The 17,094-nt window shown below is 69.2% G+C and carries 20 protein-coding genes; 2 read left to right on the top strand and 18 right to left on the bottom strand.

Translation table 11 applies throughout. The annotated features are described in order from the left end of the window. Positions 1-223 precede the first annotated feature (223 nt). Genes nth through EPN29_06735 form a run of 7 tightly spaced genes read right to left on the bottom strand, consistent with a single transcriptional unit; the run spans position 224 to position 5,633 of the window. Complete coding sequence (gene nth / locus EPN29_06705) at positions 224-892, bottom strand: endonuclease III (protein ID TAN33101.1); 669 nt, start codon at positions 890-892, stop codon at positions 224-226. Between the two features lie 16 nt (positions 893-908). Beyond that, positions 909-2,171 (bottom strand): hypothetical protein, encoded by a 1,263-nt coding sequence (locus EPN29_06710; GenBank protein ID TAN33102.1) that lies wholly within the window; start codon positions 2,169-2,171, stop codon positions 909-911. A 5-nt stretch (positions 2,172-2,176) separates the two neighbouring features. Further along, complete coding sequence (locus tag EPN29_06715; protein ID TAN33103.1) at positions 2,177-3,103, bottom strand: 2-phospho-L-lactate transferase; 927 nt, start codon at positions 3,101-3,103, stop codon at positions 2,177-2,179. Continuing rightward, positions 3,100-3,837 carry a coenzyme F420-0:L-glutamate ligase gene (cofE, locus tag EPN29_06720; GenBank protein ID TAN33104.1) on the bottom strand — a complete coding sequence of 246 codons (738 nt, stop codon included), beginning with the start codon at positions 3,835-3,837 and terminating at the stop codon, positions 3,100-3,102. The genes EPN29_06715 and cofE overlap by 4 nt, the downstream gene beginning before the upstream one ends. Next, positions 3,834-4,487 carry a 2-phospho-L-lactate guanylyltransferase gene (gene cofC, locus EPN29_06725; protein TAN33105.1) on the bottom strand — a complete coding sequence of 218 codons (654 nt, stop codon included), beginning with the start codon at positions 4,485-4,487 and terminating at the stop codon, positions 3,834-3,836. Before cofC ends, cofE begins: the two co-directional genes overlap by 4 nt. After that, complete coding sequence (gene fgd / locus EPN29_06730; protein TAN33106.1) at positions 4,430-5,428, bottom strand: glucose-6-phosphate dehydrogenase (coenzyme-F420); 999 nt, start codon at positions 5,426-5,428, stop codon at positions 4,430-4,432. Before fgd ends, cofC begins: the two co-directional genes overlap by 58 nt. A gap of 1 nt (position 5,429) precedes the next feature. Beyond that, entirely contained in the window at positions 5,430-5,633 is a 204-nt protein-coding gene (locus tag EPN29_06735; GenBank protein TAN33107.1) for a hypothetical protein, read from the bottom strand. 59 nt (positions 5,634-5,692) lie between these two features. Here EPN29_06735 and EPN29_06740 point away from each other — a divergent pair, with 59 nt between their 5' ends. Next, positions 5,693-6,310, top strand: a complete 618-nt coding sequence (locus EPN29_06740; protein TAN33108.1) for a biotin--[acetyl-CoA-carboxylase] ligase — start codon at positions 5,693-5,695, stop codon at positions 6,308-6,310. A gap of 51 nt (positions 6,311-6,361) precedes the next feature. Here EPN29_06740 and EPN29_06745 read toward each other — a convergent pair whose 3' ends face one another. Together EPN29_06745 and EPN29_06750 are read right to left on the bottom strand one after the other, a co-directional pair. After that, positions 6,362-6,874 carry an NUDIX domain-containing protein gene (locus EPN29_06745; protein TAN33109.1) on the bottom strand — a complete coding sequence of 171 codons (513 nt, stop codon included), beginning with the start codon at positions 6,872-6,874 and terminating at the stop codon, positions 6,362-6,364. Positions 6,875-6,956: 82 nt separating this feature from the next. Next, entirely contained in the window at positions 6,957-8,087 is a 1,131-nt protein-coding gene (locus EPN29_06750) for a GGDEF domain-containing protein (protein ID TAN33110.1), read from the bottom strand. A gap of 62 nt (positions 8,088-8,149) precedes the next feature. On the opposite strand from EPN29_06750, the gene EPN29_06755 reads away from it, so the two are divergent. Further along, positions 8,150-8,947 carry a hypothetical protein gene (locus EPN29_06755; protein TAN33111.1) on the top strand — a complete coding sequence of 266 codons (798 nt, stop codon included), beginning with the start codon at positions 8,150-8,152 and terminating at the stop codon, positions 8,945-8,947. On the opposite strand, the gene EPN29_06760 is transcribed toward EPN29_06755, so the two are convergent. Genes EPN29_06760 through EPN29_06800 form a run of 9 tightly spaced genes read right to left on the bottom strand, consistent with a single transcriptional unit; the run spans position 8,944 to position 16,906 of the window. Further along, positions 8,944-9,816, bottom strand: a complete 873-nt coding sequence (locus tag EPN29_06760; GenBank protein TAN33112.1) for a 4-hydroxy-3-methylbut-2-enyl diphosphate reductase — start codon at positions 9,814-9,816, stop codon at positions 8,944-8,946. The genes EPN29_06755 and EPN29_06760 overlap by 4 nt on opposite strands. A 47-nt stretch (positions 9,817-9,863) precedes the next feature. Further along, on the bottom strand, positions 9,864-10,667 hold the full coding sequence (locus tag EPN29_06765; protein ID TAN33113.1) for an N-acetyl-1-D-myo-inositol-2-amino-2-deoxy-alpha-D-glucopyranoside deacetylase: 804 nt from the start codon (positions 10,665-10,667) through the stop codon (positions 9,864-9,866). After that, entirely contained in the window at positions 10,668-11,450 is a 783-nt protein-coding gene (locus EPN29_06770) for an HAD family phosphatase (protein ID TAN33114.1), read from the bottom strand. 29 nt (positions 11,451-11,479) lie between these two features. Then, complete coding sequence (locus tag EPN29_06775) at positions 11,480-12,430, bottom strand: D-glycerate dehydrogenase (protein ID TAN33156.1); 951 nt, start codon at positions 12,428-12,430, stop codon at positions 11,480-11,482. A 29-nt stretch (positions 12,431-12,459) separates the two neighbouring features. Beyond that, entirely contained in the window at positions 12,460-12,981 is a 522-nt protein-coding gene (locus EPN29_06780; GenBank protein TAN33157.1) for an HAD family hydrolase, read from the bottom strand. Positions 12,982-13,031: 50 nt separating this feature from the next. Continuing rightward, positions 13,032-14,084, bottom strand: a complete 1,053-nt coding sequence (gene hisC / locus EPN29_06785; protein ID TAN33115.1) for a histidinol-phosphate transaminase — start codon at positions 14,082-14,084, stop codon at positions 13,032-13,034. Next, positions 14,066-15,169 (bottom strand): hypothetical protein, encoded by a 1,104-nt coding sequence (locus tag EPN29_06790; GenBank protein ID TAN33116.1) that lies wholly within the window; start codon positions 15,167-15,169, stop codon positions 14,066-14,068. The genes hisC and EPN29_06790 overlap by 19 nt, the downstream gene beginning before the upstream one ends. Beyond that, a complete protein-coding gene (locus tag EPN29_06795) occupies positions 15,013-15,687 on the bottom strand; it encodes a CDP-alcohol phosphatidyltransferase family protein (GenBank protein ID TAN33117.1) in 675 nt (224 codons plus the stop codon). Before EPN29_06795 ends, EPN29_06790 begins: the two co-directional genes overlap by 157 nt. Continuing rightward, complete coding sequence (locus EPN29_06800; GenBank protein TAN33118.1) at positions 15,668-16,906, bottom strand: glycosyltransferase family 1 protein; 1,239 nt, start codon at positions 16,904-16,906, stop codon at positions 15,668-15,670. The genes EPN29_06795 and EPN29_06800 overlap by 20 nt, the downstream gene beginning before the upstream one ends. Positions 16,907-17,094: the final 188 nt, after the last annotated feature.

Below are 17,094 nucleotides of genomic sequence, written 5' to 3' on the forward strand. Positions count from 1 at the left end.
TGACGACCGGCCAGCCCACGTTAACAACGAGCTCCCTCGCACCAAAGAAAGTCGGGCCGTTCCCACCAAGCCCCATTTTCATTGCTGTCGGTTCACCCCGCGGGTGGCGTGTCGTTAACAGGCGGGGTTTCGGATCGCTTGGCGCTGTGATTCAGTGGCTGCCGGTGTGCCGGTTGGGAGTGGGAACGGCCCGGGAGGAGGGTAGGCCCCGCGCGAGGTGGCGTCAGGCCGGTTGGCGGCGCCTCGGGCGGGTCGTGGAGGACGGGCAGAAGTCGTTGAGGACGCACTCCTCGCATCGCGGCCGGCGCGCCACGCACACCCTGCGCCCGTGGAGGATCAGGCGCAGCGACAGCCCGGTCCACTCCTGCTCCGGCACCATCGCGCACACCTGGTGCTCGATCTTGACCGGGTCTCGGGTCGCCACCAGCTTCAGCAAGTTGGTGAGCCGCGTGACGTGCGTGTCGACGGCAAAGCCAGGCACCTCGAACCCGACGCCGAGGATGACGTTGGCGGTCTTGCGGCCGATACCGGGCAGCTTGACCAGGTCTTCCATGGTCGAAGGCACCTCACCCCCGAACAGCTCCACGAGCTTGCGGCTGGCGGCGATGATCGTGCGCGCCTTGGCGTGAAAGAATCCCGTCGGTCTGATCAGCTGTTCGATCACCGCCGGGTCGGCCGCGGCAAGGTCCGCGGGCGTCGGGTGGCGCGCGAAAAGCTCTGGCGTGACCAGGTTGACGGAACGATCTGTCGTCTGGGCCGACAGGATGGTCGCGATCAGCAGCTGAAACGGGTCGTGGTGGGCCAGCTCCGTGACCGCCGGATACAGGTCGCGCAGCCGTTCATAGGTGAGCCGAGAGCGCGTCCGGGCTCCACGCGGGGGCGCCGGGAGCATCCACGCCTTCTTCGGCTTAGGAGCCAAGCAGTTTGCGCGCCGCAGCCGCGACCTGCGCACCCTCGGCCCTGCCCGCGAGCCGCGCCGTCGCGGCCTTCATCACGGCGCCAAATGCCTTGGGTCCTTGCGGTTTGAGGTCGGCGATCACGGCCCCCACCTCCGCCTCGACCTCCTCCGCGCTCATCGCTGCCGGAAGGTATGCGCGCAGCAACTCCATCTCGGCTTCTTCGCGACGGGCTGATTCCTCACGCCCGGCCTTGCGGTACTGGTCGATCGCCTCCTCGCGACGCTTCACCTCTTTGCGCGCCATGCGCACGACCAGCTCGTCGTCGATGCTGCCGGTGGCACCGCCCTCTTTGCTCGCCTTCACCAGCTCGCTCTTGAGCAGCGACAGAGTGCTCAGCACGACCTCGTTGCGCTGCCTGCGCGCTTCGACGAGTTGCACCTGAATGCGGTCGAACAGAGCCACTGCGGCGATTGTCACACATGCACCGATCGCCGATAATCGGCCCCTATGCCTGTCGCTCTTCTCGTCGGACCAGCCGTGGCTCTGGTCGGTGTGGTGGCGGTCTTGTTCGTCATGCGACACAAGTCGGTGGAGAAGCGCTCCATGTATTCGGCGCGACGGTCGCAGATCGAACACAAGGTGCGCGCCGCACGTCAGCGCACGCTGGAGCCGCACGGCCGGTCTGAGAAACCGGCAGAGGCCGAAGCCGCACAACCTGCCGGCACGTCGAGCTTCTCGCCCAGCACCACCGCGCCGAGCGTGACCTACGAGCCCTCGGCCTACGAACCCCCGCCGGCGGCGCCGCCGCCCGGCGTCAGGCCACCGCCTGAAGCCGCGCCGCCGCAGACCTGGGGGGTCGGACCCACCGCACCGGCACCCAGCCCCTTCGCCGCCCCCCCGTCGGCGCCCGAACCGGCCTACGCGCCCCCGGAGAAACAGCAGGACTGGACCCCGGCCCCGGCTTCGGCCGAGCCTGCGGCCCACGCCGAACCTGTCCAGCCTGCAGCGCCGGCCGCCGGCGGCGCCTCGTGGTCGATCGTCGGCGACAGCAGGGGAAGCGCCGAAGCGGCCGAACCGGGCTCGAAGCAGAAGCCCAAAGAAGCCGTCGCCTCGGGCTCCTGGCAGCTCGCCTCCGGCGAGGCGCCCGGGGCCGAGACCGGCGAGGAGGTCAAGAGGCCGAGCGCCGCAATCGCGATCGCTCAGTACGCGGTGCTGGTCGTCGGCCTGGTGATGGTGCTCATCGGCGTCCTGGTCATGGTCGCCAACTCGCACGTCACCTAAGCGGACCCGGCCGCACCTCCGAAAGCGCCAAGGATCGCGGCGGCCAGGGCTGCGCCGCCGTCCCTCATGACGGTGTCGCAGACGAGCGTTCGATAGCCCAGGTCCTCGATGGCCGATCGGAGGCCGCTGTCGCGGCTGTCGAGCACGAATCCCGCCGCCAGGTCGCGATACGTGCGCGCGACCTCGAGCGGCGTCGGCTCAGTGCCCATCGCCCGCAGCATCTCCACGGTCGGCCCTTTGAGCGCCATGCCACCGACGATTGGGGTCACCGCCGTCGTGCGGTCGCGTGGCAGGTGTGAGCCGATGACCTTGAGGATCGGCGCGATGGAGATCAGAGGGTTGGACGGGCCGATGACGATGAGGTCGGCTTCGTCCAGGGCGGCAAGCACTTCGCGCGTCGGCCGGGCCGAGTCGACGCCGGCGAATTCGATCCGTTGCAGGGCCGGCGCGAGACGCTCGCGCACGAAGTACTCCTGAAACGACAGCTCTCCCTTGTCGGTGAGAAAGCGCGTCCTCACCGGCTCGTCGCTCATGGGCAGCACAGGCGTGTCGACCCCGAACCGGCGGCACAGCTCGAGCGAGGCCTCGGTCAAGGTGCTGCCACGCCGCAGCATGTCCGCGCGCAGCACGTGCGTCGCGAGGTCTTTGTCGCCGACTCTGAACCACGCTTGCCCGCCCAGCCGGGCGAGCTCGTCGAGGACGCGAAACGAATCACCCTCGACGCCGTATCCGGCGTTTTCGTTGAAGACGCCGGCCAGCCGGTAGATCGCGGCGTCCACATCCGGGCAGACCAGCAGGCCCCAGAACTCGTCGTCATCGGCGGTGTTCGCGACCACCGTGACGTGCCCGCCCGGCACGATCGTCCGGATGCCGGCGGCGAGCTTGGCGCCCCCGGTGCCGCCCGCCAGGACGACAGTTCTCAGCGGAACAGGTCCTCGGTCGCGGGCCGGACCAGATCACGACCCCGCCCGCTGCCTTGCAAGCCAAGGCCGCGCACGATCACCACGGGCGCCCGGCCGGTCTTGCCCATCACGAGCCCGGCGGCGGCGGCAACGTCGTCGGCGACCGCAAGCACCGTCGCGTGCAGCGGCTTGCCGGCGTCGTCCAGGGTGCCGCGCAGGTCTAGCAGCGCGGGCAGGCCGGCGATGCCAAGGGCGACGTTCACGATCCCCAACCTCCACGGCCGCCCGAACGTGTCGGACACGATCACCGCCACGTCGGTCCCGTTGAGCCGCCGTATCCGTGCGCGCACGCGCTCGGCGCTCGCGTCGGGATCCTCCGGCAGCAACGTCACCACATCAGAGCCGGCGACGTTGGAGTGGTCGACGCCGGCGTTCGCGCAGACGAAGCCCTGTCGAGTCTCGGTGATCAGGACACGCGTCGAGCGCAGGATGCGAACGCTCTCGTCGAGCACCACCTGAACCAACCGTGGATCAGGCGCCGCGAGCAGTTGGGTCGAGAGCCGCACCGCCTCCTCGCCAGCGGTCACCGAGCCCAGGTTGCGCAGCCGGCCTTCGGACTTGGACACCACCTTCTGCGCGACCACCAGCACGTCACCGGCTTCCAGCGTGGTCCTGGCGGCGATCAGCTCGCCGAGGTCGTCGCCAGGTCTGACCTCAGGCAGGCCCTCGACGGCGTGGAGCTCGAGACGCTTCACACCGCACGCCGCAGGCGCGCCAGGTCGGCGGGCTCGTCGAGGTCGAGTGCCATCGCGTCCGAATGGTGGATGACGAAGTTCACGCCGCGGACCTCCGCCTCATGGCGGAACCGCGCCAGCGAGTCCGCGCCGAAATGGAGGGTAATGGCATCCGGAGGTCTGAGGTACAGCGCGTTGGTGCCTCCCCGACCGACGGCGGGCACCGCCACCGCCACCGGCCCTTCGAGGCGAACGCCGGCTTGGAGCACCTCGCTCACCGACTTCCGCGTCACCAGCGGGAGATCGCTGGACAGTAGGAGGATCGCTTCGGCGCCGGCTTCTACCGCGTGGGCGATGCCGCGCTTGGCGGCCACGTTCTGCCCCTCCTGTCGGGGCTCCACGATCGCCTCCACCCCCATCTGCCGCGCCAGCGCCGCGACCTCATCGCTGCCTGCAACCACGAGGCGCCGTTCCGCGGCCGCCGCGGCACGGATGGCCCGGCTGGCGTTTCGGCGCGCGAGATCCCGCCGCGACTTCGGATCCAGAGCCGGTCCCAACCGCTGCTTGGCCGAATCGAAGTCCTTGACCAGGACGATGACCCAACCCGCGATGTCTACCCCCACTGCTGGCGAATACGGGGCAGGATCTGCGCACCGTAGAGCTCCAGGAATCGAGCCTGGTCGTCACCCGGAGCGTGGAACACTAGGTGGTTGAAGCCCAGCTCGAGGTACGGCCGCAGCTGCTCCAGGTGCTCTTCGGGGTCGTTCGACACGAGCCAGCGACGATGCGCGACGTCCTCCACGCCGCGGGCGAGCCTCTCCATCTCCCGTGGGTCGTCGATGCTCGCCTTGGATTCAGCCGGCAGCGCCAGCGCGGCCCAGATCTTCGTGTCCTCCATCGCCCGCGACCGATCGGTGTCGTACGACACCTTGACCTCGATCATCCTGTCCAGCGTGCCGGCCTCGCGCCCGGATTCGGACGCGCCTGCGGCGAACGACGGCAGCAACTGCTCGGAGTAGAGCTCCATGCCCTTGCCCGAGGTGCAGATGAGACCGTCCGCCGCGCGCCCGGCGAATTTCGCGACCTGCGGCCCGCCGGCTCCAACGTAGATCGGAACCGGGTCGTCCGGCCGGTCGTAGATGGTCGCGTTGCGCGTGTGGTAGTACTCGCCGTCGAACGTCACGAGCTGCTCGGTCCAGAGCTGCCTGATGAGCCGCACCGCCTCGCGCAGCCGCGCGAAACGCTCCTTGTTGTCGGGCCACCGCACACCGAGAGCGCCCTCGTTGAGATGCTCCCCCGTCCCGACTCCAAGGATGACCCGACCTGGAAAGAGCGATCCCAAGGTTCCGAACGCCTGAGCCACGATCGCCGGGTGGTAGCGAAACGTCGGCGTCGCCACGGACGTTCCGAGCAGCACCCGCTCCGTCCGCTCGCCGGCGGCCGCCAGCCAGGCGAAGGCAAAGGGCGCATGGCCGTCGGAATGCCGCCAAGGCTGGAAGTGATCACTGACGAAAACGCTGTCGAAGCCATTGGCCTCGGCCGCATTCGCGTAATCGAGCAGCTCGCGCGGGCCGAACTGCTCGGCCGAAGCCTTGTAACCGAGCCGCAGCACCTTACCGGCCCTGGTCTGAGGTGCGCCTGTAGTAGCGCTTCCAGCTGAAGGCGATGCCGCCCGCGGCAGCGCCCGCGATGACCACCCCGAGCGCGATGAGGCTGTGGGCGTCCAAGCGCCCGATCGCGCTCGAAGTCAGCAGGACGAATGCCCCCACGGCCAGCAGCATCATCACCACGAGCGTGACGGCTCGGTGGAGCTTCATCGCCCAGCTAGCTTACCGGCGCACCGCCACCGGCGTCCCCTGCGCGCTAGTGTCGGTGCGTGGAGAGCGCTACGCCAGGGATCCTCTGGCGGGACTCGGTCACGTCGACGCAGGATGTGGCCCGCGACCTGCCCATCGGCGCGGTCGTGATCGCCGATCACCAGACCGCCGGCCGCGGGCGGCTCGACCATCGCTGGGAGGCGCCCGCGGGCACGGCGCTTCTGGTCTCGTTCGTGCTGGCCCCGAACCCGCTGCTCAGCCTGGCGGCGGGGGTCGCGGCCGCCGAGGCCTGCGACGCGGAGGTCCGGCTGAAATGGCCGAACGACCTGCTCCTCGGCGGCCGCAAGGTGGGCGGCATCCTGGTCGAGAGCACACCCGCGAAGGCGATCTGCGGGATAGGCATCAATCTCACGTGGGCGCCCCCAGGCGCGGCGCAGCTGAACCAATCCCGCGAGCCGCTGCTCGACCGCCTCCGCCGCCAGGTCGAGCGCTGGTGCTCAGCCCCGCCGGAGGAGGTGCTGGCGCGTTGGCGCCAGCTCTCCGACACCCTGGGCAGAAGGGTGCGCGTCGAGCTGCCCGGACGAGTCGTCGAAGGCGTCGCTCAGGACATCGGCAGCCGGGGTGAGCTCATCGTCGACGGCGCGCCGGTGGTGGCGGGCAGCGTCATCCATCTATGAGATCGCACCTCCGGTGAGCTCGCGACGCGCTCGACGCGATCGAGGAGCATCTCACCCGGCCCCTTGCCGAGGGGAGAGGCCATTGAGGTATTCCGCCAGCACGGTCCGCTGACTCGGAAATGCCAGCGGCGGGAGCGAGTCGACGGGAAAGACCGCGACCTCGAGCATCTCCACGCCCGGCGCGGGTTTGACGTCACCGGCAAGGCGGCCGCGGTACGCGATCCCGACCATGCTCGGCGCCCCGCTCTTGGCGATGTGATAGACGCCGATCAGGCCGGTCAGCTCGACCGGGGCTCTGATCTCCTCCATGCACTCGCGCGCCGCGGCGCCGGCCGGGTCCTCGTCATCGTTGACAAACCCGCCTGGCAGGCACCACAGGCCGTAACCCGGCTCGATGGCGCGCCGTCCCAGGACGACGCCGCCGTCCGTCTCCACGACCACCGCGGTCGCGACCTTGGGGTCACGCCACAGCACGAAGTCGTCGTGCGGGCACGCCTCGAGCTCGCGGCCCTCGAGGATCCGCGGCACCAGCTGGGTCCCGCAGTTGACGCAGTAATGGGCCACGGGTCGACTCTACCGTCTTGACGGGAGGCGGTCCTTTCAGATCGGAGGGCCCCTGTGCCCGCGAACGAAGTCGCGGGGGGCTCTAGGCGCGTTTGGCCGGGGCTGCGCTCATGTCCGCCACCCGGACCTGGTTGCGACCACCCTGCTTGGCGGCATACAGGGCCTGGTCTGCGCGCTCGATCAACGAGGTGAAGAGCGCCGGCTCGTCGGTGGCGGCGACGCCGATGCTGATGGTGAGCTTCAAGCCGCCGGGCAGCGTCGCCGCGGCGACTTGCGCGCGGATGCGCTCGGCCAGGGTGCGAGCGCCGGCCTCGGTCGTCTCGTGGAGGATCATGGCGAACTCTTCGCCGCCGTAGCGAGCGCACACGTCCGATTCCCGCGCACCGCCGGTGAGGATCGAGGCGAGCGCGGCCAGCACGGCATCGCCGTCGAGGTGGCCGTAGGTGTCGTTGACCTGCTTGAAGTGGTCGAGGTCGATCATCAGGAAGGCGATCGCGCTGTGGTGGCGCCGGGCGCGCTGCATCTCCTGCAGGAAGCGCTGCGCCAGGTGGCGGCGGTTGGGCAGCTTGGTCAGCTCGTCGGTGAGGGCGTTCTCCTCCTGGGCCTGGAAAAGCTGCGCGTGCCGGATGGCGATCGCCGCCTGCGACGCGACTCCGTTGAGCAGGTCAGCCTGGTCTTCAGTGAGCTCCCGCCACGCATTGAGGTACAGCTCCATGGCGCCCATGAGCTGGCCCGACCGCTGCACCGGGACGACCAGAGCGTGCGGCGGATGGCCGCCGCCCACGATCCCCGGCGCGTTGCGCTCGTCGAGGTTGACCACCATCGGCCGCATCGCGGCCAGACCCGAGTGGAGGGGTTCCTCCTCCAGCTGGCGGACGGCGCCGCGGGCGCGAGGGGTGAGGTTGTATTCCGCCTCCCGCCGCATCTCGGCCTTGCCTGGCGTCACCAGGTACATGGCCCCGGCGACGGCGCCCATGATCCGGCCGGCCTGGGTGAGGGCGACATTCAGAACCTCCTCGAGCGCCAGCGAAGAGTTGACCGCCGACGCGATCGCCAGCAGGAGCGCGGCCCGATCTCGCGCTCCGCTCTCGTCCTCGAGGGCAGCCTGCAGCTCGCGAGCCGTCCCACGGAGGCGCATGAGCGAGATCGTCAGAAGGACGAACGCGATGACCAGCAGCACCGAGGTGACCAACAGGACGCCCGCCAGCTCCAAGACCAACCCTCCCCGGTTTCCGAACTCGTCATAGGGTAAACGCCCAGCTCTCGCCGGTTGATCTGGCGATTAGGGCTATACTCGCTCCCGATCTGGAGCCCATTTCTTTCGACGACCTTCCCCTGGGCGGCGAGTGGACCAGCCGCCGGCGCACCATCTCCGAGTCAGAGATCGCATTGTTCGCCGGAGTGGCGGGCGATTTCTCACCGCTGACGATCGAAGCGAGCCATGGTGGCGCCCGCGTTGCGCCGCCGGCGCTTCTCGTCGCGGTCGCGGTCGGCCTCGGCTCGATGGACATGCCCACCCCCGCGGTGGCCGCATGGGACTGGCTGAACTGGAAGTTCCCTCGCCCCGTGCACGCCGGGGACACGATTTACGCCCGCTGGACCCTGACCCAGAAGCGCCCGCCCGCCGGCGGCGCGCCTTCGTCGACCGTGGTCTGGCGCGTCGACGTGCTCACCGCCGATGGCGCGCTGTGCGCGGAGGGCGAGATGGGCGCAAGCGTCAGGCGCCAGGTCGGCTCGGGCGCGCAGCCGCGATCCCAGGCGGCGACCACGGCAACCGCGGTCGCCCCACCCCGGCGGCGGCGGCGCCGGCGAGCATCGCCGCCCGCGGGCGCTCCTGCCGTCGAGACGCCGGTCGTGACCGCACCGCCGGTGCCCGCCACCACGGCGGAGCAGGCGGCGGTTCCGGCCAGACGGAGGCGCAGGCGACGCTCTCCAAGCTCATCCGCGGCACGAGACGGTGGTGCCGCACCGACCGGGAGCCAGGTGGCGGAGCCGGCTCCGCCGCAGGCGGCGCCGGCGGCGGCTGAACCCGGCGCCCTGAGCCGTGTGATCCGGCGGCTGCGCCGGACCTAGGCTCCCGGGGCTTCCAGAGCCTCCAGGTACTCGATCACCCGGCGCGTGAGCTGGGTCGGGGTCGAGGCCCCGCTCGTCACTCCAACCTTGCGCGCCCCGGCGAACCAGCTGAGGTCCAGGTCCTCCATCTTGTCGACCAGGTAGGCCGGCTTGCGGCCGAGCTTCTTCACGACTTCGACCAGCCGCAGGGAGTTCGAAGAGCGGGGGCTGCCGACCACGATCACCAGGTCGACGTGCTGCGCCGCCTCGACCGCCGCCTCCTGCCGCTCCTGTGTCGCGCGGCAGATCTCGTTGTGGACCTCCGCCTGCGGGTAGCGCGCCTTGACGCGGCCGATCAGGTCCTCGGTGTCCCACACCGAAAGAGTCGTCTGGCAGGTGACGGCGACCCGATCGCCCGTCAGATCCAGCTGCTCGATGTCCGCGGAGTCCTGGACCAGGTGCACCTTGCCGGGGGCCTCACCCATCACGCCCTCGGGCTCGGGGTGCCCCTTGCGCCCGATGTACACGACCTCGTAGCCCTTGCCGGCGAGGTCCGCGACCAGCTCGTGGGTGCGCACCACGTCGGAACACGTGGCGTCGATCGGCTTCAGGCCGAGCTCGACCGCGCGCTGCTTGACCTGCGGCGAGACGCCATGCGCCGTGAAGATGACCGTCCCTTCGTTGATCTGGCTGAGACCGGCGAAGCGGTCGGGTTGATCGATCAGGGCGATGCCCTGCTGCTGCAGGTCGTCTGTCGCGTGAGTGTTGTGCACCAGCATGCCGAGCATGTGGACCGGCCCATCGGTCTCCTCACGCACCCGTTTGGCGATGCGAAACGCGTCCACCACGCCATGGCAGTACCCGCGAGGCGTGATCTTGACGACTTCCATGTCTTCTGCCTCGAGTCTACGCGGTGAGCTTTGGCGCCTGGTCGGAGCTAGCGGATGCCGGCGAAGAGGTCTTCCTCCGGAAGCTCTGAACCCGGCTTGCCCCTCGCCAGCTGGAAATACTCCGTGCCGAAGGCCAGCTCGTAGATCTGGCTGGCCATCGTGGTGAACCACGAGTTCGGATCGTTCTGGCTCACGTGCGCGCCGAAAGCCTGGCGTTTGGAGTCGACGTAATCGTGGACGTCGACGCGAGTCGTGACCAATTCATCGGGCGTCCCGGCGATCCGCATGTTCTGGTTCTGGCGCGCGGCTTCCTCGGGCATCTGGCTCATGAACGCTTCCATCATCGAGCGCGGGATGGCCGTGTAGTAGAGCTTGGCGGGAGTCCAGCCCTCCCGCACGAGGAGATCCAGCGCCGCGTTGGTGACCTGGTGAGCCTTGATGTGGTCCGGGTGCCCGTACACGCCGTCTTCGGCGTACGTGACGACCACGTCCGGCCGCTCCTCTCGCAGCAGCACCGCCAGCCTGCCGGCCGCCTCGTCCAGGCGGGCCTGGTGAAACGACCTCGGGTCCTTGTTGTCGGCGGTGTCGACCATGCCTGAGTCGCGATACCCCAGGAACTCGATCCGATCGACGCCGAGGATCTCCCCCGCCGCTTTGAGCTCTTCGGTTCGGATCTCGCCCAGCCGCGGGCGCGCCGTTTCGGGATCCATGTTGTGGATCTCCCCCACCTCACCCCGTGTGGCGGTGACCAGCACCACGCGATGGCCGTGGGTCTTCGCCTTCATCATCACACCGCCGGTCGAGATCGCCTCGTCGTCGGGGTGAGCATGGACGAGAAACAGCGTCGCCAACTAGCCGGCGATCCCCAGCGCGTCGGCGAGCTGCTTGATTCCACCGCGACCCGGTCCGGGGATCGTGCGATCCGCGGCGGCGACGACTTCGGCCGGTGACCCCTCGACCGCGATGCCGAGTCCCGCCCAGGCGAGCATCGACTCATCGTTGCGCCCGTCTCCCACCGCGACCGACTGCTCGCGCGGCACGCCCAATCGTTCACAAAGGAAGGCGAGCGCGGTCGCCTTGTCGGTCTCGACGCTCGTGAACTCCAGGTATTCGGGCACGGAGGTGGCGACGTTGAGCCGACTCTTCCAGCGCTCCCGGGCTTCAGGCAGAAGCGCCTCCAACCTCTGCGGGGTGGACACGATGACCAGCTTAGGGGTGGTCGGGCCCATGGCGGCGTCGAGGTCCCCCACCACGTGGATCTCCATGCCCGCGTGGTTGGCATATATGTGCGCTTCCGGCCGGTCGCGCTCGACGATCAGGCGATCGTCCCGATAGGCCTGCACGTGCAGGTCGCGATCGCGTGCGTAACGGATGACTTCCATCGCCAGCTCGTGGGCGACCCCGTGGTCGAGGAGCACCTCGCCATCCGGCATCCGGATCTCCGCTCCCTGGTAACAGATGATCGGTCCGTCAAGCCCGAGCCGCTCCACCCAGGGGACGGCCCCTGGGAAGGGCCGCCCCGTGCATGCCAGGACGGCGACGCCGGCGTGAATGATCCGCCTCAGCGCCTCGACGTCGCGCGGGTCGAGGTTCAGCTTCATGTCCAGGATCGTGCCGTCGAGGTCGAGGGCCACCAGCCGGTAACCGTTCGCTGCTTGGAGTGCTATCGCTCGACCTCTGGGTTGAGCAGGTTCGGCGGCCGGCCGCCACGGACCGCCGTCGCCAGGTTGCGGGCCGCCATCGCCGACATCTCTGAGCGCGTGCGCACGGTTCCGCTCGCGATGTGTGGGGCGAGGACGACGTTGCGCATGGCCGGCAGGCCTGGATGCACGGCCGGTTCCCGCTCGTACACGTCAAGGCCGGCGCCCGCGATCGTGCCCGCGTCCAGTGCCTCGACCAGGGCCGCCTCGTCGACCACCGGGCCGCGCGAGGTGTTGATGAGGATGGCGCTGCGCTTCATCCGCGCGAACTGAGGGGTGCTGAGCATGTGCTGCGTGTCTTTCGTCAGCGGCACGTGCAAAGAGACGAAATCGGACTCCGCCAGCAGCCTGCCCAGGTCGACATGCGTTGCGCCCAGCTGCTGCTCGACGTCAGCGGGCAGCGGGTGATGGTTGTGGTAGAGGACCCGCATGTTGAAGCCCCTGGCGCGGTGGGCCATGCCCCGACCGATGCGACCCATGCCGATGATCCCGAGCGTCGTGTCGTGGACGTCGGTGCCGAGCAACATGTCGATCTCCCAGCCCTTGAAGCTTCCCTGGCGGATGAAGGCGTCCGCTTCGACCACTTTGCGCGCGGTCGCCATCAACAGCGCAAAGGCAAAGTCCGCAGTCGTCTCGTCGAGAACACCTGGCGTGTTGGTCACCATGACCTTGCGCGCGGTCGCGGCGGCAACGTCGATGTTGTCGAAGCCGACGGCGACGTTGCTCACGATCCTGAGCCCGGGCGTGGACAGCACGGTGTCGCGGATCGGGTCCTTGACCAGGCTGACGATGCCGACACAGCCTTCCGCCGCCTGTCGGATGTTGGCTTCGTCCAGCGGGCGGCCGGGCGGGTAGGGGATCACCTCGGCTGCCTCGGCCAGGATGGCCGGGCCCGGATCCAGGATCGGGTGCATCAGCAGGACGCGCGGCCTTCCGTTCGAGCTCACGGATTCAGGCCCAGTTCCTGCGCAATCGGCCTCAGCGCATCGCGAACCACCAGCACGTGTTCGTCAAAGGGTATCCCGAGAGCTTCGGCGCCCGCGACGAGCTCGTCGCGGTGGACGCCGCGCGCGAACGCCTTGTCCTTCATCTTCTTGCGCACGGTGCTCGGCTCGACCGAGCCCAGGGATCGGTCCGGCTTGACCAGGGCGCAGGCGATGATGAAGCCACACATCTCGTCCACCGCATACAGCGTTTTGCGAGCCGGCGTGTCGCGCGGCACGCTCAGGTAATCGGCATGCGACGCGATATCGTCGAGGATGTCTTCGGGCCAGCCTTTATCCCGGAGCATCTGGATGCCGCGCAGCGGGTGAAGGTCCTGGGTCGGGCCGGATTCGTAATCCCAGTCGTGGATGAGACCGAGCACGGCCCATCGCTCTTCGTCCTCGCCGAAGCGCCTGGCATAGGCGCGCATCGCCGCCTCCACGCTGCGCATGTGGCGGCGCAGCTGGTCGGATTGGGTCATGGAGGTCACGAGCTCCCAGGCCTCGTCGCGCCCCGGCGTCCAGCGGTCGGTCAAACGATCTCCTTGAGTGCCGCCAGCAGGCGTTCGTGTTGCGCTCGGGTCCCGATCGTGATGCGGAACCAGCCGGCGATTGGGTCCCGATCGTAATGGCGGATCAGGATTCGCCGCTCACGCAGCGCGTCCGCGACCGCGGCGGCGGTGCTGCCTGGCGGTGATTTGACGAAGACGAAGTTCGCCGCCGATGGCGAATGCTCGAAGCCAAACTCGTGAAGCCGGTCCCCCAGCCAGGCGCGCTCGGCGACCACGTGGTCGACGATCCGGCGATGGTGGTCCTCGTCCTGGATCGCCGCCGCCGCCGCGACGACCGCGAGGCGGTCCAAGTTGTACGAATCCTTGACCGCGTCCAGCGCCTCGATGAGGTCGGGGTGGGCGAGCGCGAATCCAATTCGCATGCCCGCCAGCGCGTACGACTTGGACATCGTCCGAGTGATGAGGAGATTGTTGTATCGGGCGAGGAGCTCCACCTGCGACTCGGCGGCGAAATCGACATAGGCCTCGTCCAGCACGACCACGCCGCGTGATCGCGCCAGGACGTGCTCGACCGACGCCCGGTTGTGCCATGTGCCGGTGGGCGAGTTGGGATTGACGAGAAACTTGAGCGGAGCCGGGTCCTCGGCAAGGCTGGGGGTCCAGCTCCAACCGTCAGCGGTCGGATGGGCGGCGGGCGCCGCCTCGTGCAGCCGGCACAGGGGTTCCAGCAGCGGATAGGTCGGGGTCGGATACGCGACGCGGTCGCCGGCCCCGGCGAACGCCCGAAAGCACATCTCGATCAGATCGTCAGCGCCATTGCCGACGGAGACCTGCCTCGCGTTCAGGCCGAAGTGACCGGCGATGGCCCGGCGGGCCGGCGCCGCCGTCGGGCTGGGGTAGAGCCGCAGCGAATCGTCAGCCGCGGCCCTGATCGCTTCGATGACCCTCGGCGATGGCGGCAGCGGCGACTCGTTGGTGTTGAGCTTGACCCAGTCCTCATCGTCGGGCGGCTGCTCGCCGGGGACGTATGCGTGAAAGCCCGCGAGGGCCTTCCTCAAGAAGCTTGGCGGCATTCGAGCAAGAAAGTTTCGAGAGCGAGGCGGGGGCTGACATTCTGCTCGAGATAGCCGAGCGTGTCGTAGGAGAGCTCAACCAGCCGTGCCCACCGCCCCTGCTCGCGGCCGCGGCTCGCCAGCATCCGGCGGCGAAGCTCGATCTGCCAGCTGGCGATCGCAAACAACGCCGGGTCTTCGACCTCGCCCTCAACGCGGCGCCAGGCCATCTGGCCCCCGTCCAGCTCGGCGGCGATGCGAAGGGGCACGTCGGCGGGCGCCCCGAAGACCTCTTCAAGGCGGCGCGTCCACGTTCGGTGGAGCTCGATCACGGCGTCATCGCCCGCCACGCGAACCGCCCAGCCGGGCCGGCCGCGCGCCAGCTCCGCCACCACGTGCCCGCGGTCTGGCGCGATGCCGCTGGCCGTCAGCAGCCTCTCGATCTCGGGCGCGGGCACCGGGTGAAAGAAAACCCGCTGGCAGCGTGAGACCACCGTGGGCAGGACGACGAAGGGGTTGAGGCTTGGCGTGGTCAGGATGACGACGCGGTGCGGGTGCGGCTCCTCGAGCGTCTTGAGCAGCACCCCCTGGTCCTGGTCTCGCAGGCGGCCGACGTTGACGACAATCGCGACGCGCCGCGAGCCCACCGCCGGCTTGAGGTTCAGGAACGCCTGCAGGGACAGCTCGTGGAACTCGGGCGGCTTGTCGGGCAGAAGCCGGATCTCATTGATGGACAGGGGCTTGATCCGGTCGTCCTCCCAGTAGTCGGGATGGCGCTGCAGCGGAGCCTCGGGCAGCAGGCAGGCGGCCAGCGCGCGCGCCGCCGTCGCCTTGCCGAGGCCGGATTCGCCGACGAAGAGGTAGGCGTGCGCGAGGCGCCCACCGCCGAGCTGCGACCGCAGCTGCTCCAGCGCCTGCGCGTGGCCGATGACGCCGCTGAACGGGTCGGTCACGGGGTGGCCGTCGTCCCGCTCTTGGGCGCGGCCTGGGCGGCCTCGGCCGCGCTGGCCTCGCGTTCGACGGCCAGGCGCTGCGCCCGGCCTTGCAGCCAGACCTCGCGAATGCGCTGCAGAGCCGTCAGGTTGGTCAGCACCGCCAGTAGAAATACCACGGCGTAAAGCACGACCCCGCCGAAGATCAAGCCCACCACGGTCACCACCACCCGCTCCGGCCGGGCGAAGAGGCCGGAGTCACATGTGAAACCGAGGCTCTGGGCGCGGGCACGCACGTAGCTCACCAGAAACGAGCCGGCCAGCGCGGCCAGCGTCGCGAGCACGAGCCACCGCTCGAGCGGCCCGCCCGCGCTGACGAAATATGCGGTCAGCCCGATGTAGATGGCGCCTTCGGAGTAGCGGTCGAGGGTCGAGTCGAGGAACGCTCCATACGGGTAGCTGGCGCGGGTCGAGCGCGCGAGCGCGCCGTCGAGGATGTCGCACGTGCCGGCGAAGATCAGCACGACGCCCGCCCACCGCAGGTGGTCGAACGCCGTGAGCGCCGCGGCGGCGAAGGTCAGCGCCAGCCCCACGACGGTGACCTGGTTCGGCGTCAGCGGAACCCGGCCGACAGCAGACACCAGGGCCTCCGCCTTCCGGCGGACCCAGGCCTCAAACCGCGTGGTGAACATTCGTCACTTCCTTGGTGAGCGCGGCCGCCGGGCGAGCCGCTTCGCCGCCCCTGACGAGGCGGGCGGCGGCGGCCCGCCGAGCGTCCTGATAGACCTCGATCACCTGCGCCGCCACAGCATCCCATGCATATCGCCGCGCTTTGTCATGCGCGTACGCACCCATGCGCCGCCTCAGCTCGGCGTCCCTGGCCAGGATGATCAACGCGGCTCCGAGCTCGGCCCAACCCTTGGGCCGGACGGTCATGCTGTCGCGTCCCGGTTCGAGCACCGAGAGATAGCCCTCGATCTCGGTCGCCACGACGGGCAGCCCGGACGCCATGGCCTCCAGCAGCACGATGCCGAAGCTCTCTCCCCCCGTCGCCGGCGCGCAGAAGATGTCCGCGCTGTTGTAGTAGCGCGGAAGTACGCTGTCCGGAACGTAGCCCGCCAGGACGACATCCGGGACGCGGTGCTTGGCGATGTACGCCTCGACCCGGCCGCGCAGCGGTCCGTCGCCGACGACGATCAGACGGCTCTGCGGCACGCGGGCGCGCATGAACTCGAAGCCGCGCAGCAGGTCGCCGAGGCCTTTGCGCTTTTCGAGGCGGCCGACGAACAGGACGTTGATGCTCTCGTCTCGAAGGTGACGGATGGGAGCCAAGCCGGGTTTGAAAACGTCGACGTCAATCCCGTTCGGGATGACCCGCAGCGGGAAGTCGGGGAAGTAGCGGTGCAAGAATTCGCTCGCCGGCCGGCTGACCGCGATCCCCCTATCGATATGGGCAAGGTTCGGCGCGAGCCAGCGCCGGCCGTAGTAGTAACCGACGTTGGAGCGTGCGAAGGCATGGAACGTGCCGACGTTCGCGGTGGTGGACATGCGCAGCATCGTCATCGGCAGAGCCGGCATGAGCGGCTCGTGGAAATGGAGGACGTCGAAGCGCTCTCTCTCGACGATGGCGGCCACCCGGCTGGCGAGGTGGAAGCTCAGCGTGATCCGCGCGACTGATTCGTTCACCGGGATGGCGATGGGGCTGCCGATGCGATAGAAGCGCGCGGTGTCGAAGTCGATGTCGGCGCGGCTCGAGGGGGCGAAGATCCGCGTCTCGTGCCCGGCGTGGCGAAGCTGACGCGCCAGGTGCCGCACATGGTCGTTCACGCCGCCCGGCGACGCGAAGTCGTAAGGCGAAACCAGCCCGACCCTCATCTCGATCCCCAGCACGGCCGGCAGGCCGGATTCCATCCGGCCGTCCCCCAGGCGTCCCAGTTCAAGGTGCCACCCAATCGTCGTGGGGAGAGGGGGGCCCGTGGGGCGACCCTGATCCCCCCGCGCCTTCCAGATTCCCCGCGCCGCCTGCAGGCCGGATTCAATCCGGCCGTCCCCCAGGCGTCCCAGTTCAAAGCGCCACCCAATCGTTGCGGGGAGAGGGG

The organism is bacterium, from assembly GCA_004299235.1.
Lineage (GTDB): Bacteria > Chloroflexota > Dormibacteria > Dormibacterales > Dormibacteraceae > SCQL01.